This window comes from Actinomadura rubrobrunea NBRC 15275, assembly GCF_001552235.1.
In the GTDB taxonomy this organism is placed as follows: Bacteria; Actinomycetota; Actinomycetes; order Streptosporangiales; family Streptosporangiaceae; genus Spirillospora; species Spirillospora viridilutea.
This window is the reverse complement of sequence record NZ_BCQU01000088.1, coordinates 1-26,504: the sequence shown is the minus strand read 5'-3', so window position 1 is coordinate 26,504 and position 26,504 is coordinate 1. Positions and strand designations below refer to the sequence as shown.

20 protein-coding genes and 1 pseudogene are annotated in these 26,504 nt (G+C 74.1%); 10 read left to right on the top strand and 11 right to left on the bottom strand.

What is annotated here, in order from left to right; all coding sequences use genetic code 11:
• The 7 genes from AR3_RS23145 to AR3_RS23115 all read right to left on the bottom strand — a co-directional run.
• The coding region (locus AR3_RS23145) for an ATP-binding protein (protein WP_067916762.1) at positions 1 to 2,703 on the bottom strand (2,703 nt) is incomplete at its 3' end.
• A 307-nt stretch (positions 2,704 to 3,010) separates the two neighbouring features.
• The gene (locus AR3_RS23140; protein WP_067916761.1) at positions 3,011 to 4,372 is read right to left on the bottom strand and encodes a cytochrome P450; all 1,362 of its coding nucleotides are present in this window, start codon (positions 4,370 to 4,372) and stop codon (positions 3,011 to 3,013) included.
• Positions 4,373 to 4,656: 284 nt separating this feature from the next.
• Positions 4,657 to 6,105 (bottom strand): rhamnulokinase, encoded by a 1,449-nt coding sequence (locus tag AR3_RS23135; protein ID WP_067916758.1) that lies wholly within the window; start codon positions 6,103 to 6,105, stop codon positions 4,657 to 4,659.
• Complete coding sequence (locus AR3_RS23130) at positions 6,102 to 6,728, bottom strand: LutC/YkgG family protein (protein ID WP_067916756.1); 627 nt, start codon at positions 6,726 to 6,728, stop codon at positions 6,102 to 6,104. Before AR3_RS23130 ends, AR3_RS23135 begins: the two co-directional genes overlap by 4 nt.
• A gap of 73 nt (positions 6,729 to 6,801) precedes the next feature.
• Positions 6,802 to 8,211 carry a LutB/LldF family L-lactate oxidation iron-sulfur protein gene (locus tag AR3_RS23125; RefSeq protein ID WP_217998708.1) on the bottom strand — a complete coding sequence of 470 codons (1,410 nt, stop codon included), beginning with the start codon at positions 8,209 to 8,211 and terminating at the stop codon, positions 6,802 to 6,804.
• A gap of 47 nt (positions 8,212 to 8,258) precedes the next feature.
• Positions 8,259 to 8,999 carry a (Fe-S)-binding protein gene (locus AR3_RS23120; protein ID WP_067916753.1) on the bottom strand — a complete coding sequence of 247 codons (741 nt, stop codon included), beginning with the start codon at positions 8,997 to 8,999 and terminating at the stop codon, positions 8,259 to 8,261.
• A complete protein-coding gene (locus AR3_RS23115) occupies positions 8,996 to 10,057 on the bottom strand; it encodes a LacI family DNA-binding transcriptional regulator (protein WP_227022992.1) in 1,062 nt (353 codons plus the stop codon). The genes AR3_RS23120 and AR3_RS23115 overlap by 4 nt, the downstream gene beginning before the upstream one ends.
• A gap of 442 nt (positions 10,058 to 10,499) precedes the next feature.
• Here AR3_RS23115 and AR3_RS23110 point away from each other — a divergent pair, with 442 nt between their 5' ends.
• The 10 genes from AR3_RS23110 (at position 10,500) to AR3_RS23070 (ending at position 24,162) form a co-directional block, all read left to right on the top strand.
• Positions 10,500 to 11,993 carry a sugar ABC transporter ATP-binding protein gene (locus AR3_RS23110; RefSeq protein WP_217998707.1) on the top strand — a complete coding sequence of 498 codons (1,494 nt, stop codon included), beginning with the start codon at positions 10,500 to 10,502 and terminating at the stop codon, positions 11,991 to 11,993.
• Between the two features lie 97 nt (positions 11,994 to 12,090).
• Complete coding sequence (locus tag AR3_RS23105; protein WP_067916749.1) at positions 12,091 to 13,140, top strand: ABC transporter permease; 1,050 nt, start codon at positions 12,091 to 12,093, stop codon at positions 13,138 to 13,140.
• Positions 13,133 to 14,173 carry an ABC transporter permease gene (locus AR3_RS23100; protein WP_067916747.1) on the top strand — a complete coding sequence of 347 codons (1,041 nt, stop codon included), beginning with the start codon at positions 13,133 to 13,135 and terminating at the stop codon, positions 14,171 to 14,173. The genes AR3_RS23105 and AR3_RS23100 overlap by 8 nt, the downstream gene beginning before the upstream one ends.
• 142 nt (positions 14,174 to 14,315) lie before the next feature.
• Positions 14,316 to 15,371: a rhamnose ABC transporter substrate-binding protein gene (gene rhaS, locus AR3_RS23095; RefSeq protein WP_227022991.1), complete on the top strand. Its 1,056-nt coding sequence runs from the start codon at positions 14,316 to 14,318 to the stop codon at positions 15,369 to 15,371.
• 19 nt (positions 15,372 to 15,390) lie between these two features.
• Positions 15,391 to 15,711: an L-rhamnose mutarotase gene (locus AR3_RS23090; protein WP_067916743.1), complete on the top strand. Its 321-nt coding sequence runs from the start codon at positions 15,391 to 15,393 to the stop codon at positions 15,709 to 15,711.
• 209 nt (positions 15,712 to 15,920) lie between these two features.
• The gene (rhaI, locus tag AR3_RS23085) at positions 15,921 to 17,087 is read left to right on the top strand and encodes an L-rhamnose isomerase (protein WP_067916741.1); all 1,167 of its coding nucleotides are present in this window, start codon (positions 15,921 to 15,923) and stop codon (positions 17,085 to 17,087) included.
• Complete coding sequence (locus AR3_RS30795) at positions 17,084 to 17,251, top strand: hypothetical protein (protein ID WP_157406752.1); 168 nt, start codon at positions 17,084 to 17,086, stop codon at positions 17,249 to 17,251. Before rhaI ends, AR3_RS30795 begins: the two co-directional genes overlap by 4 nt.
• Positions 17,252 to 17,358: 107 nt before the next feature.
• Complete coding sequence (locus tag AR3_RS23080; protein ID WP_146150188.1) at positions 17,359 to 20,517, top strand: family 78 glycoside hydrolase catalytic domain; 3,159 nt, start codon at positions 17,359 to 17,361, stop codon at positions 20,515 to 20,517.
• A gap of 14 nt (positions 20,518 to 20,531) precedes the next feature.
• The gene (locus AR3_RS23075) at positions 20,532 to 22,595 is read left to right on the top strand and encodes a bifunctional rhamnulose-1-phosphate aldolase/short-chain dehydrogenase (protein ID WP_067916737.1); all 2,064 of its coding nucleotides are present in this window, start codon (positions 20,532 to 20,534) and stop codon (positions 22,593 to 22,595) included.
• Between the two features lie 97 nt (positions 22,596 to 22,692).
• Complete coding sequence (locus AR3_RS23070) at positions 22,693 to 24,162, top strand: L-fucose/L-arabinose isomerase family protein (RefSeq protein WP_227022990.1); 1,470 nt, start codon at positions 22,693 to 22,695, stop codon at positions 24,160 to 24,162.
• Between the two features lie 293 nt (positions 24,163 to 24,455).
• Here the strand turns inward: AR3_RS23070 and AR3_RS23065 are convergent, their stop codons facing one another.
• From AR3_RS23065 to AR3_RS31245, 4 genes and pseudogenes are all read right to left on the bottom strand, one after another.
• Positions 24,456 to 25,169, bottom strand: coding sequence for a GTP-binding protein (locus AR3_RS23065; protein ID WP_083951801.1), 714 nt, complete (start codon positions 25,167 to 25,169; stop codon positions 24,456 to 24,458).
• The gene (locus AR3_RS23060; RefSeq protein WP_067916734.1) at positions 25,150 to 25,554 is read right to left on the bottom strand and encodes a DUF742 domain-containing protein; all 405 of its coding nucleotides are present in this window, start codon (positions 25,552 to 25,554) and stop codon (positions 25,150 to 25,152) included. Before AR3_RS23060 ends, AR3_RS23065 begins: the two co-directional genes overlap by 20 nt.
• A 6-nt stretch (positions 25,555 to 25,560) precedes the next feature.
• On the bottom strand, positions 25,561 to 25,992 hold the full coding sequence (locus AR3_RS23055) for a roadblock/LC7 domain-containing protein (RefSeq protein ID WP_067916732.1): 432 nt from the start codon (positions 25,990 to 25,992) through the stop codon (positions 25,561 to 25,563).
• Positions 25,989 to 26,504, bottom strand: a pseudogene (locus tag AR3_RS31245) (hypothetical protein); the annotation flags it as partial. The pseudogene AR3_RS31245 and the gene AR3_RS23055, both read right to left, overlap by 4 nt.

Genomic DNA, 26,504 nt, shown 5'->3' with positions numbered 1-26,504 from the left:
CCGCCGCTGCTCGTACATGGTCTTGGAGTGCAGCAGGCGGGCGCCGCACGCGGCGAAGATCTCCGCGGCGGCGCGCAGGTCCTCGCGGGCGGCGGCGCGGTCCTTGGCGCGGGCCGCGGCGACCCCGGCGGCCAGCCGCGCCCGGCCGACGTCGACGCGCGCGTAGCACGCCTCGAACAGCGCGGCGGCCTCCCGGGCCAGGCGCGCGGCGTCCTCCGGGGCGGCCGACAGGCGCGCGTGCGAGCGCGCCAGCGTGGCCCGCGCGCGGTCGCTGTCCAGCTGCGGGTCGGCGACCCGCTCGGCGCGGTCGGCCCACAGCGCCGCGTCCTCGTCGCGGCCCCGCTGCGCGGCGACCTCGGCCATGATCTCGCAGCAGGCCAGGCGGGTGTCGTAGTCGAGCAGGATGACCTCGCCGAACCCGTTGCAGGCCGTCATCATCGCCTCGACGCCCGCGTCGACCTGCGACAGGTCGAGCAGGGCCCGGGCCTTGGCGTACTGGGCCTGCGCCCCGTACCACTCGCCGCCGTCGGCGCCCGCGCGCAGCGCCTCCTCGGCCAGCCGCAGCGCCTCCTTGGCGTCCCCCGTCAGGCCGATCGTCAGGGACTGCTGGGTCAGCGCCCCGGCCAGCTGCGGCGCCGCGCCGAGCAGCCGGGCGGTCTCGACCGCCTCCTCGGCGATCATCGCGGCCTCGGTCAGCCGGCCCTCCATGGTGGAGGCCCGGGCCTGCCCGGTCAGCAGGGTGGCGAGGATGTAGCTCTGGCCGGTGCCGCGGGCGACCGACACCGCGCGTTCGAAGTGCCGCCGGGACGCGCCGTAGCGGCCCATCATGTGCTCGGCCCAGCACAGCCAGGCCACCGCGTCCAGCCATTCGGCCAGCTCGTCGTCGGACGCCTCGGCCACCAGCCGGTCGGCGGTCTCGGCGTGCCGGAGCGCGTCGGCCAGGTTGCCCGACAGGAACGACGACATGGGCCGCAGCGCGGTGACCGCCATCCGGACGGCCGGGGGCCAGCCCTCGCCGCCGTTCTCGGGCATGTTCTCCAGGACGGCCCGGGCCGCGCGGAAGTCGCCGCGGAACAGGCTCTCGGCGACCAGCCGCAGCCGCAGCGGGACGCCGGTCGGCGACGCCGGGTCGGGGATGCGGCGCAGCTCGTCCAGCAGCAGCGCCCGCGCCTCGTGCGGACGGCCCAGCAGCCGTTCCATCAGCGCGCACAGCCGCGCCGCGGTGGCGCGGCGGTCGTAGTCGTCGGGCGGCAGCAGCCGCAGCAGCGTGCGGGCCGTCTCCCGGCCCTCGGCCAGGCGGCCGCCCAGCGACTCGACCTGCGCCAGCTCCATGAGCAGGTCCAGCCGGGACGGCAGCGGCGGTCCGCCGTCGGCGGGCTCGGGCGGCTCGGCCATGTTCTCCGGCATCAGGCGCAGCGCGGCCCGCAGCCAGTGCGCCGCGGTGACCGGGGCCTGCCCGGTGAACGTGCGGGCCGCCTCCACCAGCGTGGCGATCGCGGCCGGGTCGCCGACCCGTCCCGACCGCTCCACGTGCCGGGCGCGCTGCGCGGCGGGCGCGCCGATCTTCGCCAGGTACGCGGCGATGCGGCCGTGCGCGGCCAGCCGCCATCCGGCCGCGGCCGACCCGTAGGCGGCGTGCCGCACCAGGGGGTGGCGGAACCGGAACCGCTCGGCCTTGGGCCGCACGATGTCGCGCGCGACCAGCTCGTCCAGCGCCGACAGGGTGGCGTCCTCGGACACCTCGGCGGCCACCGCGGCCAGCGCGGGGTCGAACTCGTCGGCCGCGACCGCCGCGCCCTGCGCCACCCGCAGCGCGGTCTGCGACAGGCCGCTCAGCTCCAGCGCCAGCGCCGCCTGCACGGCGGGCGGCAGGTCGCCGTCGCCCGGTCCGGTGACCGGCGGCCGCGGGCTGCGCGCCAAGGCCTCCAGGTAGAACGGGTTGCCGCCGCTGGCCTGGTACAGCCGCCGGCAGCGCGCGTCGGGCACCCGCAGGCCGAGCAGCTGCGCGACCTCCTCCTCGGTGAGCGGCTCGACCGGGACGCGCAGGGCGCGGGCGTTGCGCACCGCGTGCTCCACCAGCGCCGCCAGCCGCGGCGACGCCTGCGCCGGCCGGTACGCCACGGCGATCGTCACGCGGGCGCGCGGCGGGTGCCGCACCAGATGGTCCAGCAGCTCGATGGTGGCCTCGTCGGCCCAGTGCAGGTCGTCGAGCATCAGCACCAGGCCGGACGCGGCCGCCAGCTCCTCCAGCAGCCGCCGCACCGTCCGGTACAGCTGGTAGCGGGCGACCCGCCGCCCGTCGGCGCTCTCGGCGGCCGGATCGGCGGCCCCGGCGGCGGGCGCGGCGGCCAGGGCCGGGAAGACGGTGGACAGCAGCCGCGTGGCGCCGGGACCGAGGTCGGGCAGGTGCTCCTCCAGGTGGTCGTCGAGGGCGTCGACGACGGCGCCGAACGGCATCTCCTGCTCGAACTCGGCGGCCCGGCCCGCCCGGGTGGGGAGCTTGCGCGCGGAGGCGGCGCCCGCCAGCTCGCTCAGCAGCCGGGTCTTGCCCGCGCCGGGTTCGCCGACGAGGGCGACGAACCGGAACTCGCCCGCGGCGGTGGCGTCCAGCGCGTCTTCCAGGGCGCGCAGCGCGTCCTGGCGTCCGACCAGCGGCAGGGGCGCCGGGAGGACGTCAGGATGCTGGTCCGTACGACCCTCCATGTCCCACACCCCACCAGTAGCGACACGGCGGTCGAGACGCCGCGCTGACGACGTGCAGCCGCTGTCTTGTCCTGATCTTCGGGCAGTCGCAGGGGACACTTTACCGATTCGGCCGGCGACGCGGCCGGTCATGGCGCCGCCCCGTCCGCCACCGGACGGCGCGGCCGCGTCCCCGACGCCCGCCCTCTGTTATCAAGCGTCCGAACCGGTGAAATGTCAACAGTTTTCAGGTAGGGGTTGTCTTCCCGTCGGCTTCCTACGCGCTCCTCGTGATCGTCTTTTCCTGGGTCGTCGTCGCGGCGGTCCGTCAGCCGACGGCGGACCCGCTGGGGGCCACGGCGGGGACGGCGACCACCCGGGCGGACCGGGCCGGGACGAGGGTGACCGCCTTGAGCCGGGCGCGCTCGGGCGCGGCGTCGGCGGGCCGCAGCTCCAGCCGGCGCAGCACCTCGGTGATGATCACCCGCATCTCCAGCAGCGCCAGCTGCGCGCCGGCGCAGTAGCGGCGGCCGCCGCCGAACGGCAGCCACGCCCGGTTGGCCGCGGCCGCGTCCGGGCCCAGGAACCGCTCGGGCAGGAACCGCTCGGGCTCGGGGAACACCTCGGGGTCGGAGTGCACGAGCGGGATCACCGCCGCCGCGGCCCACCCGGCGGGCACCCGGTGGCCGCCGAGCGTGACCGGCTCGGTCAGCACCCGCGGCGTCGCGAGCACCACGGGCCGCAGCCGCAGCGACTCCTTGATCACGGCGTCCAGGTAGGCGCCGCCCTCCCCGGCGGACGGCTCCTCGCGCAGCCGCGCGAGCACCCTCGGGGCGCGCAGCAGGCGTTCGAACGTCCAGGCCAGGGCGGTGGCCGTGGTCTCGTGCCCGGCGACCAGGAGGGTGATCAGCTCGTCGCGCACCTCCCGGTCGGTGAGCGGCTCGCCCGCCTCGTCCCGCGCCGCCAGCAGCTGGGACAGCACGTCGGTCGCGTCCGGATCGGGGGCGCGGCGGCGCCGGGCCATCTCGTCGTAGAGGATCGCGTCGACCTCGTCGCGGACCCGCGCGAACCGGGTGGTGGGGAGGGACCCGGCGCGCAGCGGCAGCGGCGAGGTCAGCGCCCACCGGCGCAGCCGCGGCGGCAGGCGCAGCAGGGCGGCCGAGCCGCCGAGCGCCACCAGCCGCGGCAGCAGCCCGCGCAGCCGGCGCAGCCGTCCGGCGTCGCGGATGCCGAACACCACCTGCATGATCACTTCCAGGGTGATCCGCTCCATCCGGCCGCGCAGCGCGAACGGCACGCCGAGCGGCCAGTGGGCGATCTCGGCGGCGGCGATGTCGGCCACCCGCTCGCTCCACCGCGCGACCGCCCGTCCGTGCAGCGGCGGGGCGAGCAGCCGCCGGTGCCGCCACCACGGGTCGTCGTCCAGCGTCAGCAGGGACGCCTCGCCCACCAGCGGGCCGAGGAACGCGCGCCGCACGACGCCGGCGCGGCCGCCGTGGCCGTCGGTGGCGAACACCTGCTCGGCCAGCTCGGCGGTGGCCACGCACACCTCCGGCGGCATGCCGGGCAGCCGGATGCGGAACACCGGGCCGTAACGGCGACGCCCCTCGGCGAAGAACCGCACGGGGTCGGCGACGAGCCAGGCGACCTGCAGCGGCGGCGGCAGGCGGAAACCGGGGGGAGCGGGCATCGAGACTCCTGCACGGGACCCCGAGACGGGATCCCTCGACGACGGTCACCGAGCGCGGCGGGGTGGGGTCCGCCGCGCCCCTCCGGTCGGACGTCACCGGAGGTCACTTTGATGATCTCCGTCGCACCGGCCCCTGACATCGTGGGAAACCCCGATATCGATGAGTGTCAGATGATTTGTCGCCGCACAGAGGGTGCGGCACACACGCACACCGTCGGCCCACGCCGCCCAAGGCGAGTCGTTCGGCTCGACAAGCTGCCCGAAGAAGCGACCCGGCGATCGCCTCAGGCGAGTCCGATGCGGGCCGCGGCGGCCGACCAGGCGGACTCGTCGCCGCGCGGTTCGTAACGGCGCAGCGGCTGCGTCTCGGCGACCAGCGCCCTCATCTCCGCCAGGTCGCCGACGACGCCGTGCGCGCGGGCCTGCACCAGGGCGTTGCCCAGCGCGGTGGCCTCCACGGGACCCGCGACGACGGGCAGCCCGCACGCGTCCGCGGTCAGCCGGCACAGCAGGTCGTTGCGGGAGCCGCCGCCGACCAGGTGCACCACCTCGACGTCCCGGCCGGACAGCTCCGCCGCCTGCCGGATCGCCGCGCGGTGGGCCAGCGCCAGGCTGTCGAGCACGCATCGCACGATCTCGGCTCGCGTGCGCGGCTCGGGCATGCCGAGGCGGCGGCAGTGCGCGGCGATCCGGCCGGGCATGTCGCCCGGGGGCAGGAACTCGGGGTCGTCCGGGTTGATCAGCGAACGCAGCCCGGGCGCCTGGGCCGCCTCCGCCAGCAGCGCGGGCAGGTCCGGGCCGCCCCAGGCGCGCAGGCACTCCTGCAGCAGCCACAGCCCCATCACGTTGCGCAGGTACCGGACGGTGCCGTCCACCCCGCCCTCGTTGGTGAAGTTGGCCTTGCGTCCGGCCTCCGTGAGCACCGGGGCGGACAGTTCGACGCCGACCAGCGACCAGGTGCCGCAGGAGATGTAGCCGAAGCGCTCCCCGGAAGCCGGGACTGCGGCCACCGCCGAGGCGGTGTCGTGGGACGCGACGGCCGTCACCGGCAGGTCCGCGCGCAGGCCGGTCTCCTCCGCCACGTCACGACGCAGCCTCCCCACCACCTCGCCGGGCTCGCGCAGGTCCGGCAGGATGTCGGCGGGCAGGCCCAGACGGTCCAGCAGGGAACGGGACCACACGCCGTCGCGCACGTCGAGCAGCCCCGTGGTGGACGCGTTGGTGCGCTCGGCGCCGATCCGCCCGGTCAGCCAGTACCCCAGCAGGTCGGGGATCAGCAGCAGCGTCCGCGCCCGTTCGAGGACGTCCGCGGGTTCGGCGGCGAGCTGGTAGACGGTGTTGAACGGCAGGAACTGCAGGCCGGACACCTCGTACAGGTAGGCGTCGCCGAGTTCGTCCCGCACCCGCCGCATGACGCCGTCGGTCCGCGCGTCGCGGTAGTGCACGGGGTTGCCGATCAGCGCCCCGCGCTGGTCCAGCAGCCCGTAGTCGACGGCCCACGAGTCGATGCCCACCGACGCCAGCTCCCGCGGCGCGGCGCGCAATCCGTCCAGCACGTTGCCGTACAGGCCCAGGATGTCCCAGTGCAGCGTTCCCGCCACGCGCACCGGGCGGTTGGGGAAGCGCCGCAGCTCGTCCAGCTCCAGGGTCCCCGGTCCGACGCGCGCGGCCATCACCCGTCCGCTGGACGCCCCGAGATCGACGGCCGCGAACACCGCTGACGACGCGTTCATGGGACGAGCAGAACCTCCAGAGTGCGGGGGCCGTGCACGCCTTCGACGCGCGACAGCTCGATGTCGCTGGTCGCCGAAGGACCGGACACGAAGGTGAGGGGCCGGGACGGGTCGAGCCGCTCGAGCGCCTCGGGCACGTCGGCCGCGACCTGGTCGGCGGTGACGACGATCAGGTGGTAGTCGGGCACCAGGGACAGCGCGCGCGGCCCCTGGCCGGGGCCGTGGTCCAGCACGATGGTGCCGGTCTCGGCGATGGCGGCGGCGCAGCCGGTCACCGCGCCCGCCAGCCCGTCCAGGTCGGCGGGCGCCGGGTCACGCGCGATCCGCTCGGCCGGCACCCGTGCCAGCCACGCGTCCGGCAGCCCGGACGGCACCGCGAACGCGCCTGCGCCGCGCGCGGCCAGCGACTCGGCCACCGCGCCGGGCAGCTCGTCCGACGGCACCAGCCGCACCGCGGCGCGGTAGTCGGCGACCCGTTCGGCGAACAGCGCCAGGACGTCCCCGTCGTGGTGGCGGCGCCGGTAGCCGCGGTCGATCCGCGCGTAGGAGGCGGCGACGTCGGCGGCGGACCGTTTCCCGGTCACCCTCTCGATCCGGCCGAGGATCTCGTCGCGCGCGCTCATGAGGCGCCGCCTTCCCTCCTCATGCGCTCCTCCGCTCGTCGGTCCGGGCGGTGCCGCGCCCCTTCCGGTCCGCTCATTCGCCCTTCCCTCCGGTGCGCTTCCACCAGGCGCGGAACGACTCCTTGGGCGGAGCGGGCGCGTCCCGGGTGTCCGTCCATGCGTTCAGCGGCCCCGGCAGGCGGCGGATGCGGCCGCGCCTGGCCACCACGCGGCGGACGGCGGACGCGGCGCGCTGCGCCAGCGCCAGCCGCGCGGGCGACCGCAGCGTCCACGCCGCGAGGCCCATCGCGGCGCGTTCCACCGGATGCCTGGGCCCCTCCTCCACCGCCCTGGCGCGCAGGTGCACCAGCACCTCGGGGATGTCGATGGCCACCGGGCACGCCTCGAAGCACGCGCCGCACAGCGACGACGCGTAGGGCAGCGACGCGTCCACGTCCGAGCCGATGCCGCGGATCTGCGGCGACAGGATCGCGCCGATCGGCCCCGGATAGGGCGAGCCGTACGCGTGCCCGCCCGCCCGCGCGTAGACGGGGCAGACGTTCAGGCACGCCGAGCAGCGGATGCAGCGCAGCGCCTGCCGTCCGACCTCGTCGGCCAGCGTCGCGGTGCGGCCGTTGTCCAGCAGGACGAGATGGAAGTCCGACGGCCCGTCGCCGGCCGTGACCCCGGTCCACGCGGAGGTGTACGGGTTCATCCGCTCGGCCGTCGAGGAGCGGGGGAGGAGCTGCAGGAACACCTCCAGGTCCCGCCAGGTCGGCACGATCTTCTCGATGCCCATCACCGAGATCAGCGTCTCGGGCAGCGTCAGGCACATCCGGCCGTTGCCCTCCGACTCCAGCACCACGAGCGTGCCGGTCTCGGCGACGGCGAAGTTCACCCCGGACACCGCGACCTTCGCCGACAGGAACTTGGCGCGCAGGTGGCGGCGCGCGGCCTCGGCCAGCTCGGCGGGCGCGTCCGACAGCCCGTCCGGGGCGTCCGGCATGGCGCGGCGGAAGATGTCGCGGATGTCGGCGCGGTTGCGGTGGACGGCCGGGACCAGGATGTGCGACGGGCGGTCGCCGCCGAGCTGCACGATCAGCTCGGCGAGGTCGGTCTCGTACGCGGCGATGCCCGCCTCGGCGAGCGCCTCGTTCAGCCCGATCTCCTGGGTGGCCATCGACTTGACCTTGACGACCTCGGTCTCGCCGGTCGCCCGCACCAGGTCGGTGACGATCCGGTTGGCCTCGGCGGCGTCGCGGGCCCAGTGCACCGTGCCCCCGGCCTCGGTGACCTTCTCCTCCAGCAGGCGCAGGTAGTGGCCGAGGTTCTCCAGCACGTGGTCCTTGATCTGCCGGCCGGCCTCGCGCAGCGCGGCCCAGTCGTCCAGCTCGGCGACGGCCGCCGCGCGGCGCTCGCGGATCGTGGACGTGGCGTGCGCCAGGTTGCGGCGCAGCCGGGTGTCGGCCACCCCGCGCCGGGCCGCGTCGGGGAACGACGGCATCCCCAGGTACGTCGGCATGGCGCCGGGGCCGCGGGCGGTGCCGCCGGTCATGCGTGGTCCTCCTCCGTCGAGGCGAGGATCTCGGCCAGGTGCACCGTGCGCACGCCGGACCGGGTGCGGGTCAGCGCCCCGCCGATGTGCATCAGGCAGGAGTTGTCGGCCGCGCACAGGGCCTCGGCGCCGGTGCGCCGCACGTTGGCGACCTTGTCGGCGCACATCGCGGCCGACACCTCGGCGTTCTTCAGCGCGAACGTGCCGCCGAACCCGCAGCACTCGGCCGCCTCGGGCAGCTCGACCAGGTCGATGCCGCGCACCTCGCGCAGCAGCCGCAGCGGCCGGTCGCCGACGCGCAGCATGCGCAGCGAGTGGCAGGTCGGGTGGTAGGTGACGCGGTACGGGAAGTAGGCGCCCACGTCCGTCACGCCGAGCACGTCGACCAGGAACTCCGACAGCTCGTAGACCTTGGGCGTCAGCTCCGCCACGCGCGCGGCGAGGGCGCGGTCGCCGGAGTCGGCGGCGAGCCGCGGATGCCAGTCGCGGACCATCGCCCCGCAGGACGCCGACGGCGTCACGACCGCGTCGTATCCGGCGAACGCGTCGGCGAAACCGCGCACCAGCGGCACGGCCTGCCTGCGGTAGCCGGTGTTGAAGTGCATCTGCCCGCAGCACGTCTGCGCCTGCGGGAAGTCGACCTCGTGGCCCAGCCGGGTCAGCAGCCGCACGACCGCCTTGCCGGTGCCGGGGAACAGCGTGTCGTTCAGGCACGTGAGGAACAGCGCGACCTTCATCGGCCCTCCTCGGAGCCGTCCGCGCCGAGAGGGGGCGGCGCGGTCCCGGCGTCGTCGGCGACGACGCGGCGGCTGGACTCGCGCACCACCAGCTCCGGCTGGAACATCACCTGCTGGTGGGCGTGCCCGTCGGGGTCGTCGCACTCCTCCAGCAGCAGCTCGGTCGCGATGCGGCCGAGCTGGTAGGTGGGCTGGCGCACCGAACTGAGCGGCACGGCGGCCGCGGCGGAGAACTCGATGTCGTCGTAGCCGATGAGGGCCACGTCGGTGGGCACCTTCACCCCCGCCTGCAGCAGCACCCGCAGCACGCCCAGCGCGAGCAGGTCGTTGGCGCAGAAGATGGCGTCGGGCAGGTCGCCCTCGTCCAGCAGCCGCCGCGCCGCCTCCTGGCCCGCGCGCGCGTTCATCGCGGGGACGGTCAGCTCCCGCATCGCCTCGCGCGGCAGCCCGGCCTCGCGCAGGGCCCGCAGCGCGCCCTTGCGCCGGTCCGCGCACTGCCGCAGCGCCGACGGGCCGGTGACGAACCCGAGCGTCCGGGCGCCGTCGTCCAGCAGCCGTCCCACCGCCATCTCGCCGCCCGCCACGTCGTCGACCGCCACCGAGCACTGGTTGGCGCGGGGCGTGGGATGGTCCAGCAGGACGACCGGGATGCCGCGTTCGCGCAGCCGGTCGGCCTGCCGCCCGTCGTCCACGGGGGTGATCAGCACGCCGCGGACCCGCTGCTCGGCGAACACCCGCAGGTTGCGCCGCTCGCGCTCGTCGGACTCGGCGGACGACGACAGCAGCACCGCGTACCCGTGCTCGCTGGCCGCGTCCTCGACGCCGCGGGCGACCTCGGTGAAGAACGGGTTGGCCAGGTCCAGCACCATCAGCCCGACCGTGCGGCTGTGCCCGGCGCGCAGCGTGGACGCCGAGCCGTGGCGCACGAACCCCAGCTCCCGGATGGCCCGCTCGACCCGCGCCCGGGTCGCGGGGGCCACCCGTTCGGGGCGGTTGAGCACGTTGGAGACGGTGCCGGGGGACACCCCGGCGTGCTGCGCCACCTGCTTGATGCCCACGGTCGCCGGTCCCTTGGCGCCGCTCCGCGCGCCCGGAGGCCTGGCCGAGGACCGGCGCGGCGCGGGTACCTCGCCGGTGCCTTCTGTGCTCATCTGCGCCCCCGGGTCGATACCAGCCGTCATCTGTCTGTCATCTGTGCCCGCTCACTTTGGGGCATCTGGTTAAAACGTGTCAACCCCGACGGTCGGAGCCGCCGACTCCGCGGAGCGGGCGCGCGTCGTCGGCCCGTCCCGCCGACACGGTCCCACGGCCGCATCTGGACGCTGATCCTGCGGTTTCGGCAGAAATGGCCCCTTGACGAGTGGGATCGGCTCCATCTACCGTCCTGCGCAACATCGTCTTAAAACGTTTTTCATCCACCGGACATCGAACCCCCGATCGAGGAGGGCGGCCGTGAGCGCACCCGCTCGAACGGCTCCGCCGGCGCTGGCGCTGGTCGACGTGAGCAAGTCGTTCGGCGCCGTGCGCGCCCTGCAGGGCGTGACCATCGAGCTCCACGCGGGCGAGGTGCACGCGCTGGCGGGCGAGAACGGAGCCGGGAAATCGACCGTCGTAAAAACGTTCGCAGGCGTGCACCGCCCCGACTCCGGGGAGGTGCGGGTGGACGGCCGTCCCGTGACGTTCCACGGGCCCGCCGACGCGCAGGCCGCCGGGGTCGCGGTCATCTACCAGGAGCCCACGCTGTTCCCGGACCTGTCGGTCGCCGAGAACATCTTCATGGGCCGCCAGCCGCGCACCCGCTTCGGCCGCATCGACCGCCGCGCCATGCACGCCGAGGCCGCCCGGCTGTTCGAGCGGCTCGGCGTGGCGCTGGACCCGCAGCAGCCCGCCCGCGGCCTGTCCATCGCCGACCAGCAGGTCGTCGAGATCGCCAAGGCCATCTCCCGCGAGGCCCGGGTGCTGATCATGGACGAGCCGACCGCCGCGCTCACCGGCCAGGAGGTGGCCCGGCTGTTCGCCGTCACCCGGACGCTGCGCGACCAGGGCTGCGCGGTGCTCTTCATATCGCACCGGTTGGAGGAGATCTTCGCGATCTGCCAGCGGGTCACCACCCTGCGCGACGGGACCTACGTCGGCACCGAGGACGTCGCCGACCTCACCCCCGACGACCTGGTGCAGCGCATGGTCGGCCGCGAGGTCGCGGCGCTGTACCCCAAGCAGCACGTCGAACCCGGCGAGGTCGCGCTCAAGGTGTCCCGGCTGACCCGCGAGGGCGTGTTCACCGACGTGTCGTTCGAGGTGCGCCGCGGCGAGATCGTCGCGCTGGCCGGGCTGGTCGGCGCGGGCCGCAGCGAGGTCGCCCGCGCGATCTTCGGCGTGGACCGCTGGGACGCCGGCTCGGTCGAGGTGAACGGCAGGCGGCTGCCCCCGGCCAGTCCCACCGCGGCCATGGCCGCCGGGCTCGCGCTGGTCCCCGAGGACCGCCGCCAGCAGGGCCTGGTCATGGACATGTCCATCGAGCGCAACATGGGCCTGACCCAGCTGCGCCGGCTGCGCCGCCTCACCGGGCGCGGCCCGCTGATCTCCCGCAGGGTGGAGCGCGACCGCGCCGCCGACTGGGCGCTGCGCCTGCAGTTGAAGTACGCGCGGCTCAGCGACGCGGTCGGCGTGCTGTCCGGCGGCAACCAGCAGAAGGTGGTGCTGGCCAAGTGGCTGGCCACCGAGCCGTCCGTGCTGATCGTGGACGAGCCCACCCGGGGCATCGACGTCGGCACCAAGGCCGAGGTGCACCGGCTGCTGTCGGAGCTGGCCGCCGAGGACCTGGCCATCTTGATGATCTCCTCCGACCTGCCGGAGGTGCTCGGCATGGCCGACCGGGTCCTGGTCATGCACGAGGGCCGCCTCACCGCCGAGATCCCGCGCGCCGAGGCCACCGAGGAGACCGTCATGGCCGCCGCCACCGGACGCGACGGCACCGTGGGGGAGGCGGCGTGAGAGAGCCGGAAGGACGCGGCGCCCGGCCCGCCGAGCCGCGCGGGAGCAGGGAGGGGCGGCGCCTTCTCGTTGCCCCAGAGGTGAACGGGGGACGCGCATGAGCACCACTCTCACCAAGTCGCCGGGGGCGCCGTCGGCGACCGGGAAGGCACGCCGCAACCGGAGCCTTGTCGACCTGGTCCTGCGCGCCCGCGAGCTGAGCATCGCCGCCGCGCTGGCGGTGCTGGTGATCGGCACCGCCGTCGTGAACCCGCGGTTCCTGTCCGAGCAGGGTGTCAAGGACATCTTCCTCAACGCCTCCATCCTGGCGCTGCTGGCCGTCGGGCAGACACTGGTCGTCGTCACCCGCAACATCGACCTGTCGGTCGGGTCGGTGGTCGGACTGGTGGCGTTCGTCGTCGGCGACGTCGTCTCCGGCACCGACCGCGGGCTGCTGCCGGCGCTGGCCGTCGGCATCGGCATCGGCGCGCTCTGCGGCGTCGTCAACGGCCTGCTGATCAGCTTCCTGCGCGTGCCCGCCCTGGTGGTCACGCTGGGGATGCTGTACGTGATCCAGGGCGTCGACTACTACGTCGCGCACGGCGAGCAGATCAACGCCGCCAACGTGCCGCAGAGCATCCTCGACCTCGGCAACGGCGGCGTGCTGGGCGTGCCCTACCTGCCGCTCATCACCGTCGTGGTCATGCTGGCGGTGGGGTACTACCTGCGGTCCTACTCCTCCGGCCGGGAGTTCTACGCCATCGGGTCCAACCCGGAGGCGGCGCGCCTGGCGGGCGTGCCGATCCGCCGCCGGGTGTTCACCGCCTACCTGGTCAGCGGGGTGCTGGCGGGGCTGGCCGGGGTGCTGTGGCTGGCCCGCTTCGGCACGGTCGTCGCCGACAACGCCAGCGGCTGGGAGCTGAAAGTGGTCAGCGCCGTGGTGGTCGGCGGCGTGGCGATCACCGGCGGAGTCGGCACCGTCTACGGCGCCGCGCTCGGCGCCCTGCTCATCACCACCATCGGCAGCGCGCTTGTGGTCCTCAAGATCAACGCCTTCTGGCAGGACGCCATCACCGGCCTGCTGCTCCTGCTGGCGATCAGCGTGGACCGGGTGCTGGCGCTGCGCGTGACTCGGGCCTTGAAGAAGAGGAGCCGTCACCATGGCTGACCGGGCCACAGGGAACAGGGGCGACCGGGGTGCGGGCCGGTTCGAAATCGGGCGCCTGGTGCGCTGGGACGTGGTCGTCGCCGCGCTGCTGATCGTGGTGTTCTTCGGCGGGGCCGGCCTGTCCTCCGACTTCGGCAACGCCGACAACATCTCCTTCGCCCTCGGCGACCTCAGCGAGATCGCGCTGATCGCGCTGCCGATGACGCTGCTGGTGGTGTGCGGGCAGGTGGACCTGTCGGTCGCCTCCGTCCTCGGCCTGTCCAGCGCGCTGGTCGGCAGGCTGTGGGACGCCGGCATGGCCATCGAGACGATCATCCCGCTGGTGCTGGCGGTCGGGCTGGTGTGCGGGCTGGTCAACGGTCTGCTGGTGACCCGGCTCGGACTGCCGTCGCTGGCCGTCACCATCGGCACGATGACGCTCTACCGGGGGCTGGCGTACGTGGTGCTCGGCACCGAGGCCGTGTCCCGGTTCCCGCAGCAGTACGCGGACCTGACCGTGACGAACGTGCCGGGCACCCCGATCCCATACCCGATGGCGCTGTTCGCGGTGCTGGCGCTTGCCACCGCCGTCGTACTGCATGCGACCGGCGTGGGACGCGCGCTGTTCGCGATCGGCGCGCAGGAGGAGGCCGCGTACTTCGCCGGGATCCGCGTCAAGCGCCTGAAGCTGATCCTGTTCGCGCTGTCGGGGCTGGTCGCCGCGTTCGCCGGGGTCGTCTACACGCTGCGCTACGGCAGCGCCCGCGCCGACAACGGGCTGGGCCTTGAGCTGACCGTCATCGCGGCGGTGCTGCTCGGCGGCGTGGACTTCGACGGCGGCAGGGGCACCCTGGGCGGCGTGCTCGCCGGGGTGCTGCTGATCGGCGTCATGCGCAACCTGCTGATGCTCAACGACGTCGCCAACGAGATCCAGTCGATCGTGACCGGCCTGCTGCTGGTGGTGTCGGTCCTCACCCCGCGGGTGATCGCCGTCGTCCGCGAGGCCAGAGCCCGAGGGGCCGCCGGCCGGGCGGCCGCGAAGGCCGCGACCTAGCTCCGCGTCCCGTCCCTGCCCCTTTCCCTGCCCCTTTCCCTGCCCCTTCCCCTGACGCTTCCCCGCTGCACACCCACCCCGTCGCATTGCGACCTTGCGAAAGGCGAGAAGAATGACCGTCCGTTTCCTCTCCAGACGTTCGGTGAGCGTCGTCGCTAGCGCCGGCGTGCTCGCGCTCGGCCTGGCCGGGTGCGGCGGCACCACGAAGGACTCCACCGAGGCGGCCGCGGGCGGGGCCGCGGCGTCCTCGGCCTCCGCCGACCCCAACGCGAAGATCAAGAAGGGCCTGAAGATCGCCTTCCTGCCCAAGCAGATCAACAACCCGTACGAGAAGATCGTCGACGACGCGGGGATCGCGGCGGCCGAGGAGTACTCCGGCGAGGCCAAGGAGGTCGGCCCGTCCGACGCCTCGGCGTCCTCGCAGGTGTCCTACATCAACACGCTGATCCAGCAGCGCCAGGACGCCATCCTCATCGCCGCCAACGACCCGAACGCGGTGTGCGGGCCGCTCAAGCAGGCCATGGCGCGCGGCATCAAGGTCGTCTCCTACGACTCCGACACCGCCAAGGAGTGCCGCCACCTGTTCATCAACCAGGCCAGCTCCGAGGAGATCGGCCGCAGCCAGGTCAGGCTGCTGGCCGACCTGATCGGCGGCAAGGGCGAGATCGCGATCCTGTCGGCCACCGCCAACGCCACCAACCAGAACACCTGGATCACATACATGCGGGACGAGCTGAAGAAGCCGGAGTACTCCGGCATGAAGCTCGTCAAGATCGCCTACGGCGACGACGACGACCAGAAGTCGTTCCAGCAGACCCAGGGCCTGCTGCAGGCCTACCCGAACCTCAAGGGGATCATCTCGCCGACCACCGTGGGCATCGCCGCGGCCGCCCGGTACATCTCCGGGTCGCAGTACAAGGGCAAGGTCGTGCTGACCGGCCTGGGCACGCCGAACCAGATGCGCAAGTTCGTCAAGGACGGCACGGTCCAGAAGTTCGCCCTGTGGGATCCCAAGAACCTCGGCTACCTGGCCTCGTACGCGGCGGCCGCGCTGGCGTCCGGTCAGATCACCGGGGCCGAGGGGGAGACGTTCAACGCGGGCAGGCTCGGCAGGCGCACCATCGGCAAGGACGGCGAGGTGATCCTCGGCCCGCCCACGGTCTTCGACAAGAACAACATCGACCAGTACGACTTCTGAGCCGCCGGGAGGAGCCCCCATGCGACGCGTCTGCTTCCTCCTGAAAGTCCGGCGGGACCGGATCGAGGAGTACAAGGAGCGCCACCGGGCCGTCTGGCCGGAGATGCGGGCCGCCCTGCGCGACGCCGGCTGGCGCAACTACTCGCTCTTCCTGCGCGACGACGGGTTGCTGGTCGGCTACCTGGAGACCGACGACTTCGACAAGGCGCTGGAGGCCATGGCCCGCACCGAGGTCAACGCCCGCTGGCAGGCCGAGATGGCGCCGTTCTTCGAGGATCTGGACGGCCGCGCACCCGATCAGGGGATGGTGCCGCTCACCGAGGTCTTCCACCTCGACTGAGCCGCGCGTGGGGGACGCCCCCGCACAGGTCGCACGACCGAGCGGGGGTGCGGGGCGTTCCCCGCACCAGTCGCACGACTGAACGGGGGCGTGGGGGCGTCCGCCTCCACCCACCAGAGGACTGAGACGACGACCGGGCCGTCCCGGCACCCCGGGACCTGGCCCCGCAGACCGGCGACCGTGACACCGGGAGCCGGGGAAAGGAACACATGACCGACATCAGCGCGGTGAAGGAGGCCTTGCGCCGCCAGCACATCGAGACCCCGTCCTGGGCCTACGGGAACTCCGGGACGCGTTTCAAGGTGTTCCCTCAGCCGGGCGTGCCGCGCACCCCCCAGGAGAAGATCGACGACGCGGCTCAGGTGCATCGGTTCACGGGCGTGGCGCCGAGCGTGGCGCTGCACATCCCCTGGGACAAGGTGGACGACTACGCCGCGCTCGCCGAGTACGCCGAGGAGCGGGGCGTCCGGATCGGCGCCATCAACTCCAACGTCTTCCAGGACGAGGACTACAAGCTGGGCAGCGTCACCAACCCCGACCCGGCCGTCCGGAAGAAGGCGCTGAACCACCTGCTGGAGTGCGTCGACATCATGGACGCCACCGGGTCGCGCGACCTGAAGCTGTGGTTCTCCGACGGCACCAACTACCCGGGCCAGGACGACATCCGCGACCGCCAGGACCGCCTGTTCGAGGCGCTGCAGGCGGTGTACGAGCGGCTCGGCGACGACCAGCGGATGCTGCTGGAGTACAAGCTGTTCGAGCCGGCGTTCTACACCACCGACGTGCCGGACTGGGGCACCTCCTACGCGCACTGCCTCAAACTGGGCCCCAAGGCCCAGGTGGTGGTGGACACCGGGCACCACGCGCCCGGCACGAACATCGAGTTCATCGTGGCGTTCCTGCTGCGCGAGGGCAAGCTCGGCGGGTTCGACTTCAACTCCCGCTTCTACGCCGACGACGACCTGATGGTGGGCGCCGCCGACCCGTTCCAGCTGTTCCGGATCATGTACGAGGTGGTGCGGGGCGGCGGCCACGAGCCGGAGGCGAACATCGCGTTCATGCTCGACCAGTGCCACAACATCGAGCCGAAGATCCAGGGGCAGATCCGCTCGGTGATGAACGTCCAGGAGGCCACCGCCAAGGCGCTGCTGGTGGACGCCGAGGCGCTGCGCGAGGCGCAGCGGTCCGGCGACGTGCTCGGCGCGAACGCGGTGTTCATGGACGCCTTCAACACCGACGTGCGGCCCCTGCTGGCCGAGCTGCGCGAGGAGATGGGCCTGCACCCGGATCCGATCGCCGCCTACAAGGCGTCCGGCTACTACGAGCGGATCGTCGCCGAGCGGGTCGGCGGCACGCAGGCGGGGTGGGGGGCATGACCGCCGCGGGCGGCGCGCGCGGACGCCGGGCGGACGCGGCGGCGCTCGGCGCCGCCGCCCTGCTCACCCTCCGCGCCGTGCCCGCGACCGCCGCGTCCCAGCGCAGATCCACCGGAACGACCCCCTCTTCCATCCGCGTGATCGATTTCAGGCTCCCCTCCTGACAGACGGAAGGCGACGGATGCACCCCACCCCCCGGTCCCGGTCCAGATCCCGCCGCGTCGCGGCGGTCGCCACGACGTTCGTCCTCGTATCCGCCCCCGTCACGCCCGTGCACGCCGCAGACGGTCTGCGCGTCGTCGCCCTGGAAACCGAGAACGCCGCCACCCCCTTGGCCGTCGCCGCCGCCCGGCCCCGGCTCGGCTGGAGGCTCGCGTCCGGCGAGCGGGGACAGCGCCAGACCGCCTACCGCGTCGCCGTCGCACTCGACGGCGGCCGGACGGTCTGGGACTCCGGCGTGGTCAAGAGTTCCGCCGACCACGGGATCCGCTACGGCGGCCCCGCCCTCAAGCCCGCCACCCGCTACACGTGGCGCGTCAAGGTCGCCGACGCCCGCGGCCGGTGGACGGGATGGAGCAAGCGCACCTGGTTCGAGACCGCGCTCGCCCGCGACGGCTGGCGCGGCCGGTGGATCGCCGCGCCCGGCGCCGACACCGCCCTGCCCGACCTGACCGGCGCGCGCTGGATCTGGTACCCGGAGGGCGACCCGGCCGCCGAGGCGCCCGCCGCCGCCCGCTACTTCCGCGGCGCGTTCGACCTGTCCGCGGTACCGTCCGCCGCGCGGCTGGTGATGACCGCCGACGACGGCTTCACCGCCTGGGTGAACGGGACCGAGGTCGGCGCCCGGGACCCCGACCCGGACCAGGAGAACTGGCGCCGTCCCATCGTCGTGGACGTCGCCCCGCACCTGCGGCAGGGCCGCAACGTCATCGCCGTCCGGGCCGTCAACGGCCGGACCAGCCCCGCCGGCCTGCTGGCGCGTCTGGAGCTGCCCGGCCAGAGCCCCGCGACGTTCGACACCGACGGGACCTGGCGCACCCTCGACACCGCGCCCGGCGGCGACTGGAAGGCCCCCGGCTACGACGATTCGTCCTGGGCCGCCGCCAAGGTGCTGGCCGAGTGGGGGAGCGGGCCGTGGGGCAAGGTCCACCCGGAGCGTCCGGCCAGGCCCGAGCCGCTGCTGCGGCGCGGCTTCACCGTCCCCGCCAAGAAGGTGGAGAAGGCGCGGCTGTACGCCGCCGCGGGCGGCTACGTCGAGCTGACGCTCAACGGCAGGAAAGTCGGGGACGAGGTGCTGCAGCCGGGGTTCACCCGGTACGACAAGCGCGTCGAATACGTCACGCACGACGTCACCGGACTGCTGCGACGCGGCGCCAACGCGATCGGAGCGCGGCTCGGACGCGGCTTCTACGGCATGACCCAGCAGAACGTCTGGAACTGGCACCAGACGTCGTGGACGGCCGAACCGCGCCTGCTGGCCCAGCTCGTCATCACCTACGCCGACGGCAGCACGCAGACCGTCGCCACCGACGGACAGTGGCGGTACGCCGAAGGCCCCGTCCGCTTCGACTCCCTCTACGGCGGCGAGTCGTACGACGCCCGCGCCGAACGCCCGGGGTGGGACACGCCCGGGTACGACGACTCCTCCTGGCAGCATGCCGCCGAGGTGCGAGCACCGTCCGACAATGTCGTCCCGCAGGAGCACGAGCCGATCCGGGTGACGGACACCCTGCGACCGGTGCAGGTCACCAACCCCAAGCAGGGCACGTACGTGTTCAAGCTGCCGCGCAACATCGCGGGGTGGGCGCGCATCCGCGTCAAAGGCCCGGCGGGCGCGACCGTGCGGTTGAAGTACGGCGAGCGGCTCAACGACGACGGCACCGTCCGCGCCGTCAGCGAGCACGTCACCGGCCGCTTCCAGACCGACGAGTACACCCTCGCCGGACGCCCCGGGGGCGAGACCTGGGAGGCCCGCTACACCTACAAGGGCTTCCAGTACGTCGAGGTGACCGGGTGGCCAGGGCGCGCCCCCACCGTCCGGGACCTCGACGGCCGCGAGGTCCACACCGACCTGCGCTCGGTGGGCTCGTTCCGCAGCTCCAACAGGCTGTTCACCGCCGTCCGCGCCGCCACCCGGCAGACCGTGCTGAACAACTGGCACGGCATCCCCACCGACACGCCGATGTACGAGAAGAACGGCTGGACCGGCGACGCCCAGCTGATGGCCGAGATGCAGATGGCCGAGTACGACCTGCGGCGGCTGTTCACCAAGTGGATGACCGACCACCGCGACAGCCGGCGCGCGTCCGACGGGCTGCTGCCGGTGATCGTCCCCGACAACGGCTGGGGCCTGGGGTCCGGCTGGCACGCCCCGCCGTGGCACGCGTCCTTCTTCGAGATCCCGTGGCAGATGTACCTGCGGTACGGCGACCGGGACGTGCTCGCCGACAACTACCCGGCCATGCGCCACTACCTGGACGACTGGCTCAAGCGCGGTGAGAACGGGCTCTACCCGAGCACGCTGAACGACTACCTGGCGCCCGGCTACGGCGGCAACAGCCCCGAGGACATGCGCCTGGCCGGGACCGCCTACACCTACGCCAACACCGTCACCCTGGCGAACATCGCGCAGACCCTCGGCCACGCCGAGGACGCCGCCCGCTACCGGTCCGAGGCCGCCGTGATGAAGGAGGCCTTCAACCGGGAGTTCCTGCGCGGCGACGCCTACGTCACCCGCTCCGACCCGGACTACCGGCAGACGTCGGCGCTGATCGCGCTGGCGCTCGGCCTGGCGCCGAAGGAGAAGGAGAAGGCGATCACCGACCGGCTCGTCCGCGACATCGAGGAACGCGGCGACCACCTCAACACCGGCGCCCTCGGCACCAAGTACCTGCTCACCGAGCTGACCGCGCGCGGCCACGGCGAGCTGGCCTACAAGGTCGCCACGCGGCGCACCTACCCGAGCTGGGGCTACTGGATCGACAACGGCGCGACCACGCTGTGGGAGCGGTGGGACACCGAGGCCCGGTCCCGCGACCACGTGTTCCTCGGCGGCGCCATCGGGGAGTGGTTCTTCGAGGACCTGGCCGGCATCCGCCCCGCCGCGCCCGGCTTCGACCGGATCCTGATCGCGCCGCGCGTCCTGGGCGACCTGACGTTCGCCGAAGGGTCCACCGCCACGCCGCACGGGGACGTCGCGGTGCGGTGGCGGCGGACCGGCGGCGGCCTGCGGCTGGAGGTGGACGTCCCGGTGGGCGCCACCGCCGAGATCCGCATCCCGGCGGCCTCGGCCGGGGCCGTCACCGAGAGCGGCTCCGCGCTGACCGCCGCCCGCGGCGTCCGCGTCCTGGGCGCGGGCGGCGACGGCACCGTCCGGGTCGAGGTCGGCTCGGGCGCCTACCGGTTCACGACGAGCACATCCACGACATGAGGGGGATCCGACCCATGACCTCCACTCCACCCGAAGTGGAGCAGCTGCTGGAACGCGCCCACACCCTGGGCTCGGACCCGCGCAACACCAACTACGCGGGCGGCAACGCGTCCGCCAAGGGCACCGTCACCGACCCGGTGACCGCGCAGGACGTCGAGCTGCTGTGGGTGAAGGGCTCGGGCGGCGACCTGGGCACCCTCACCGAGGCGGGCCTGGCGGTGCTGCGCCTGGACCGCCTGCGCGCGCTCGTCGACGTGTACCCGGGCGTCGAGCGCGAGGACGAGATGGTCGCCGCGTTCGACTACTGCCTGCACGGCAAGGGCGGCGCGGCGCCGTCCATCGACACGGCCATGCACGGGCTGGTGGACGCCCGGCACGTCGACCACCTGCACCCCGACTCCGGCATCGCCATCGCCACCGCCGCCGACGGCGAGGAGCTGACCCGGCGGATCTTCGGCGACCGGGTGGCGTGGGTGCCGTGGCGGCGCCCCGGCTTCCAGCTCGGCCTGGACATCGCGCAGATCGAGAAGGACAACCCGCGGGCCATCGGCGTCATCCTGGGCGGGCACGGCATCACCGCCTGGGGCGACACCAGCGAGGAGTGCCAGGCCCACTCCCTGGAGATCATCCGCACCGCGGAGGAGTACATCCGGCGGCACGGCAAGGCCGAGCCGTTCGGCCCGGTGATCGACGGGTACGAGCCGCTGCCGGAGGCGGAGCGGCGCGCCCGCGCCGCGGAGCTGTTCCCGCTGCTGCGGGGCCTGGCGTCCACCGACCGGCGGCAGGTGGGGCACTACACCGACAGCCCCGAGGTGCTCGACTTCGTCTCCCGCGCCGAGCACCCGCGGCTGGCCGCGCTCGGCACGTCCTGCCCGGACCACTTCCTGCGCACCAAGGTCGCGCCCATGGTGCTCGACCTGCCGCCGACCGCGCCGCTGGACGACGTCAAGGCCCGGCTGCGGGAGCTGCACGCCGCCTACCGCGAGGAGTACGCCGCCTACTACCGGCGGCACGCCACCGCCGACTCCCCGCCGATGCGCGGCGCCGACCCGGCGATCGTGCTGGTCCCGGGCGTGGGCATGTTCAGCTTCGGCGCCGACAAGCAGACCGCGCGGGTCGCCGGCGAGTTCTACGTCAACGCGATCAACGTGATGCGCGGCGCGGAGGCCCTGTCCACCTACCAGCCGATCCCCGAGTCGGAGAAGTTCCGCATCGAGTACTGGGAGCTGGAGGAGGCCAAGCTCCGCCGCAGGCCCAAGCCCAAGCCGCTGGCCACGCGGATCGCGCTGGTCACCGGCGGCGGGTCGGGCATCGGCCGGGCCACCGCCCGCCGCCTGGCCGCCGAGGGCGCGTGCGTGGTCGTCGCCGACCGCGACCTCGCCGCCGCCGAGAAGGTCGCCGCGCAGATCGCCGAGGAGGGCGGGGCGCTGCGGCCCGGCGACGCCGCCGTCGCGGTGGGCGCGGACGTCACCGACGAGGAGCGGATCGCCGCCGCGGTGCGCGCGACCGTGCTCGCGTTCGGCGGCGTCGACCTGGTCGTCAACAACGCGGGCCTGTCGATCTCCAAGCCGCTGCTGGAGACCACGGCCGACGACTGGGACCTGCAGCACGACGTGATGGCGCGCGGCTCGTTCCTGGTGTCGCGGGAGACCGCCCGCGTCATGATCGAGCAGGAGATGGGCGGCGACATCGTCTACATCGTGTCCAAGAACGGCGTGTTCGCCGGGCCCAACAACATCGCCTACGGCGCGGCCAAGGCCGACCAGGCGCACCAGGTGCGGCTGCTGGCGGCCGAGCTCGGCGGGCACGGCATCCGCGTCAACGGCGTCAACCCCGACGGCGTGGTGCGCGGGTCGGGCATCTTCGCCGGCGGCTGGGGCGCGCGGCGCGCCGCCGTCTACGGCGTGCCGGAGGAGAAGCTCGGCGAGTTCTACGCCCAGCGCACGCTGCTCAAGCGCGAGGTGCTGCCCGAGCACGTCGCCGCCGCGGTCTTCGCCCTCACCGGCGGAGACCTGACCCACACCACGGGCCTGCACGTGCCCGTCGACGCGGGCGTCGCCGCCGCGTTCCTGCGGTAGCGGGTCCTCACCAGCCCGACGGGGCCGGCGCCGGGCGCCCGCAAGCCGCGCCGGCCCCGTCGTCCCACCCCACCCGGACCTCGAGGAGGGCCGAACCATGACGGCGACCACAGAGCCGATGAACACAGGGCCGACGACCGCGGAGGAGGCGATCGGCCGCATCACCGTCCCGCCCGTCCGGGTCGGGCTCGTCGCGGGCGGGCTCGGCGCGTACTGGCCGCAGTTCCCCGACCTGCTGCCGCGACTGAAGGAGTCGGCCGCGCGCGTGTCGGAGCGGATGCGCGGCCTGGGCGCCGAGGTGGTGGACGTCGGATTCATCTCCGACGAGCGGGAGGGCGCGGCCGCCGCCGAGCGGCTGCGGGAGGCCGGCTGCGACCTGATCGTCGGCTTCCTCACCACCTACATGACCGCCACCATGCTCGTCCCGGTCGCGCAGCGGTCCGGCGCCCCGGTGCTGCTGATCAACCTGCAGCCGACCGAGTCGATGGACCACGCGACGGTCGACACCGGTCAATGGCTGGCGTACTGCGGCGCCTGCCCGCTGCCGGAGATGGCCAACGCGTTCCTGCGCTGCGGCGTGCCGTTCCGGTCGGTGTCGGGGCACCTGGAGGACGAACGCGCCTGGGCCAAGATCGCCCGATGGGTGCGCGCCGCCGGGGTGCGGGCCGCGCTGCGGCGCGGCCGGCACGGCCTGATGGGCCACCTCTACCCGGGCATGCTCGACGTGTCCACCGACCTGACGCTGGTGGCCGCCAACTTCGGCGGGCACGTCGAGGTCCTGGAGTTCGACGACCTGCGGGTGCGGGTGGAGAAGGTCACCGACGCCGAGACCGAGGCCCGCAAGCGGCTGGCGCGGGAGGTGTTCGAGTTCGCCGACTCGGTCAACGACGCCGACCTGACCTGGGCGGCGCGCGTGTCGGTCGGCCTGGACCGTCTGGTGGAGGACTTCGCGCTCGACAGCCTGGCCTACTACCACCGCGGGCTGGACGGCGAGGTGCACGAGCGGCTCGGCGCCGGGATGATCCTCGGCGCGTCGCTGCTGACCGCCCGGGGCGTCCCGGCCGCGGGCGAGTACGAGCTGCGCACCTCCCTGGCCATGCTGATCGCCGACCGGCTCGGCGCGGGCGGCTCGTTCACCGAGCTCCAGGCCCTCGACTTCGCGCGGGGGCACGTCGAGATGGGCCACGACGGCCCGGCGCACCTGGCCATCAGCGCGCGCCGGCCGCTGCTGCGCGGCCTCGGCGTCTACCACGGCAAGCGCGGCTACGGCGTGTCCGTGGAGTTCGACGTCGAGCACGGGCCGGTGACGGCGTTCGGGATCATCCAGCGGCGGGACGGGCGGTTCGCCTTCGTCGCGTCGGAGGGCGAGGTGGCGGACGGGCCCCTGATGCAGATCGGCAACACCACCTCGCGCGTCGACTTCGGCTGCGACCCGGGGGAGTGGACGGACGCCTGGAGCGCCACCGGGATCTCCCACCACTGGGCCCTGGCCACCGGCCACCTGGTCCCCGACCTGAAGGCCCTGGCCGACCTGATGGAAATGGAACTGGTCGAGGTCAGACTCTGACGACCGCGCGGTCGGCCGGGAGGCGCCCCGGCCGACCGTCGCCTGAACGCAGCCCGCCGGCTCACGACACGCCAACGTCTACAGCGCGGCGCCCTGGCAGGCGTACGGGCTGATCGGACCCGTGCGGCTTGTCGCCCATACCGAGGCGGCCATCTGCTGAGCCCGCCGCGGTGACGGCGGCGGCCGGTCGCGCGCCGCTTCCCCGCCCTCCCGGCGCGCCCCGTCATGGGGCGGGCTGGGAGGTGGCGACCGGCCGCCGTCATGTCGCCGCCTTGACCGACCGTGCGCCGCCGCTAGGACGGGAAGGTGCGGGCGGGGTCGGCGCCCGTCGTCCACGGGCGGGGCGGCGGGGGCGTTCCGGCCAGCCGCAGCGCGTGCTCGACCAGCCCCACCAGCACGCTCTTGGCGGACGCGCGCCGCCGCGCGTCGCACAGGATCACCGGCACGTGCGGGTCGAGGTCCAAGGCGGCGCGGATCTCCGGCGGCTCGTACCGGTCGGCGCCGTCGAAGCAGTTGACCGCCACCACGAACGGCGTGCCCCGCCGCTCGAAGTAGTCGATCGACGCGAAGCTGGCCGCCAGCCGCCGCGTGTCGGCCAGCACCACCGCGCCGAGCGCCCCGCGCGACAGCTCCTTCCACATGAACCAGAACCGCTCCTGGCCGGGCGTGCCGAACAGGTAGATCGCCACGCCGTCGCGCAGGGTGATGCGGCCGAAGTCCATCGCCACGGTCGTGGTGGCCTTGGCCGCCAGCCCGTCGAGGTCGTCGACGCCGATGCCGACGTCGGTGAGCGCCGCCTCGGTGCGCAGCGGGCGGATCTCGCTGACCGCGCCGACGAGGGTCGTCTTGCCCACCCCGAACCCGCCGGCGACCAGGATCTTCAGCGCGACCCGCGGGCCGCCGTCCGGCGGCCGCTCCTCGAGCGGCCCGCCGGGCGGCGGCCCGGCCGCGGTCGGCGATGGTCCGCCGGCCGGTCCGTCCGGCGGCTCAGAGCGCGCGGATGCCATCGAGGACCCTCCTGAGCAGGTTCGGATCGGTGTGCGGGGCGGCCGGGGCGGACCACCGCCGGACGCCGAGCAGGCCGGCCTGGATCAGGTCCCCGGCCAGCACCCGGATCACGCCGAGCGGCAGGTCCAGGTCCGAGGCCAGGTCGGCGACGGTGTACGGGCGGCGGCACAGCGCCAGCAGGCGGCGCTGCTCGCGCGACAGGCGCTCCGGCTCGGCGGGCGCCGCCCCGGTGGCGACGAGGATGGCCACCAGGTCCAGCGGCTCGCCGGGGGGACGCGTCCGGCCGCGGGTCACCGCGTAGGGGCGGACGATGGGGCCGGCGGCCTCGTCGAGCCACCGCTCCCCGCCCGGACCGGGCGGACCGCCGGGGGCACTGCGGTCCATGCCCGCTCACCCGGATCCCGGCCCCGAGCCCGTCGTCCGCACGTCCTGGCGCAGTCCCGTGGACAGCTGCCGGCCGACCCGCTTGACCAGCATCGTCATCTCGTAGGCGACCAGCCCCGCGTTGGCGCCCACGTCGCTCAGCAGGGCCAGGCAGCTGTTCGCCCCGGCCGGGACGACGAAGAACAGACCCTTGTCCATCTCGACGATCGTCTGCCGGACCTCGCCGGAGTCCAGATGCGGCCCGGCGCCGACCGCCAGGCTGTGGAACCCGGACGCCAGCGCGGCCAGGTACTCGGCGTCCTCGCGGTCGACGTCCCGGGACGCCCCCATCACCAGCCCGTCGCGGGACAGCACGACCACCTTGCGCACCTGCGGCACCCGGTCGACCAGGTCGTCCAGAAGAAAGCCCAGCTGGGCCGCCACGTCCTGCTGCGTCATGGTGACGTTCCCCTTTCCTGCCGGTCGTCCGCCGGCCCCTCGTCCTCCGCCCGGCCGCGCAGCCAGCCCGCCTGCAGGGAGGCGAACAGCTCCCGCGACGCCTCGGCCGAACGCCGCTCCCACGCGGCCAGCGCGTCCTCCGCCTGCGGCGCGGGCGCGGCGAACGGGCCGTCGTCATCGTCCTCGCGCAGCTGCGGCGCCAGGTTCGCCTGCCGCACCCGGCGCGGCAGCGGGGCGCGTCCGCCGGTGCCGCCCGGGCCGTTCGCCGCGGCGCCGTTCCCGGCCGGCGGCAGGTCGGACGCGGCGCCGGCGCCCGTCGCGTCGAACGCCACGGCCCCGTCGAAGGACGGCGGCGGCTCGTCGGGCGGCCGCGTCCCCGACCCCCAGGCGTCGAACGCGGGCGGCGCGTTGAGCATCGCCGTCGACGGGGACGTCGCGGGCGACCAGGCGACCGGCGGGACGTCCCGGCCGCCGCGCCCGTCGGCGCCCGCGGCGGACCGCGCGACGGGGCG

Excerpts from the sequence above, each read along its gene's own strand:
- AR3_RS23125 (WP_217998708.1), bottom strand. The coding sequence starts at position 8,211 with ATGCCGTCGTTCCCCGACGCGGCCCGGCGCGGGGTGGCCGACACCCGG.
- AR3_RS23065 (WP_083951801.1), bottom strand. The coding sequence starts at position 25,169 with ATGGCATCCGCGCGCTCTGAGCCGCCGGACGGACCGGCCGGCGGACCA.
- AR3_RS23070 (WP_227022990.1), top strand. The coding sequence starts at position 22,693 with ATGACGGCGACCACAGAGCCGATGAACACAGGGCCGACGACCGCGGAG.
- AR3_RS23100 (WP_067916747.1), top strand. The coding sequence starts at position 13,133 with ATGGCTGACCGGGCCACAGGGAACAGGGGCGACCGGGGTGCGGGCCGG.
- AR3_RS23105 (WP_067916749.1), top strand. The coding sequence starts at position 12,091 with ATGAGCACCACTCTCACCAAGTCGCCGGGGGCGCCGTCGGCGACCGGG.
- AR3_RS30795 (WP_157406752.1), top strand. The coding sequence starts at position 17,084 with ATGACCGCCGCGGGCGGCGCGCGCGGACGCCGGGCGGACGCGGCGGCG.
- AR3_RS23135 (WP_067916758.1), bottom strand. The coding sequence starts at position 6,105 with ATGAACGCGTCGTCAGCGGTGTTCGCGGCCGTCGATCTCGGGGCGTCC.
- AR3_RS23055 (WP_067916732.1), bottom strand. The coding sequence starts at position 25,992 with ATGACGCAGCAGGACGTGGCGGCCCAGCTGGGCTTTCTTCTGGACGAC.
- AR3_RS23060 (WP_067916734.1), bottom strand. The coding sequence starts at position 25,554 with ATGGACCGCAGTGCCCCCGGCGGTCCGCCCGGTCCGGGCGGGGAGCGG.
- AR3_RS23090 (WP_067916743.1), top strand. The coding sequence starts at position 15,391 with ATGCGACGCGTCTGCTTCCTCCTGAAAGTCCGGCGGGACCGGATCGAG.
- AR3_RS23120 (WP_067916753.1), bottom strand. The coding sequence starts at position 8,999 with ATGAAGGTCGCGCTGTTCCTCACGTGCCTGAACGACACGCTGTTCCCC.
- AR3_RS23075 (WP_067916737.1), top strand. The coding sequence starts at position 20,532 with ATGACCTCCACTCCACCCGAAGTGGAGCAGCTGCTGGAACGCGCCCAC.
- AR3_RS23130 (WP_067916756.1), bottom strand. The coding sequence starts at position 6,728 with ATGAGCGCGCGCGACGAGATCCTCGGCCGGATCGAGAGGGTGACCGGG.
- rhaI (WP_067916741.1), top strand. The coding sequence starts at position 15,921 with ATGACCGACATCAGCGCGGTGAAGGAGGCCTTGCGCCGCCAGCACATC.
- AR3_RS23140 (WP_067916761.1), bottom strand. The coding sequence starts at position 4,372 with ATGCCCGCTCCCCCCGGTTTCCGCCTGCCGCCGCCGCTGCAGGTCGCC.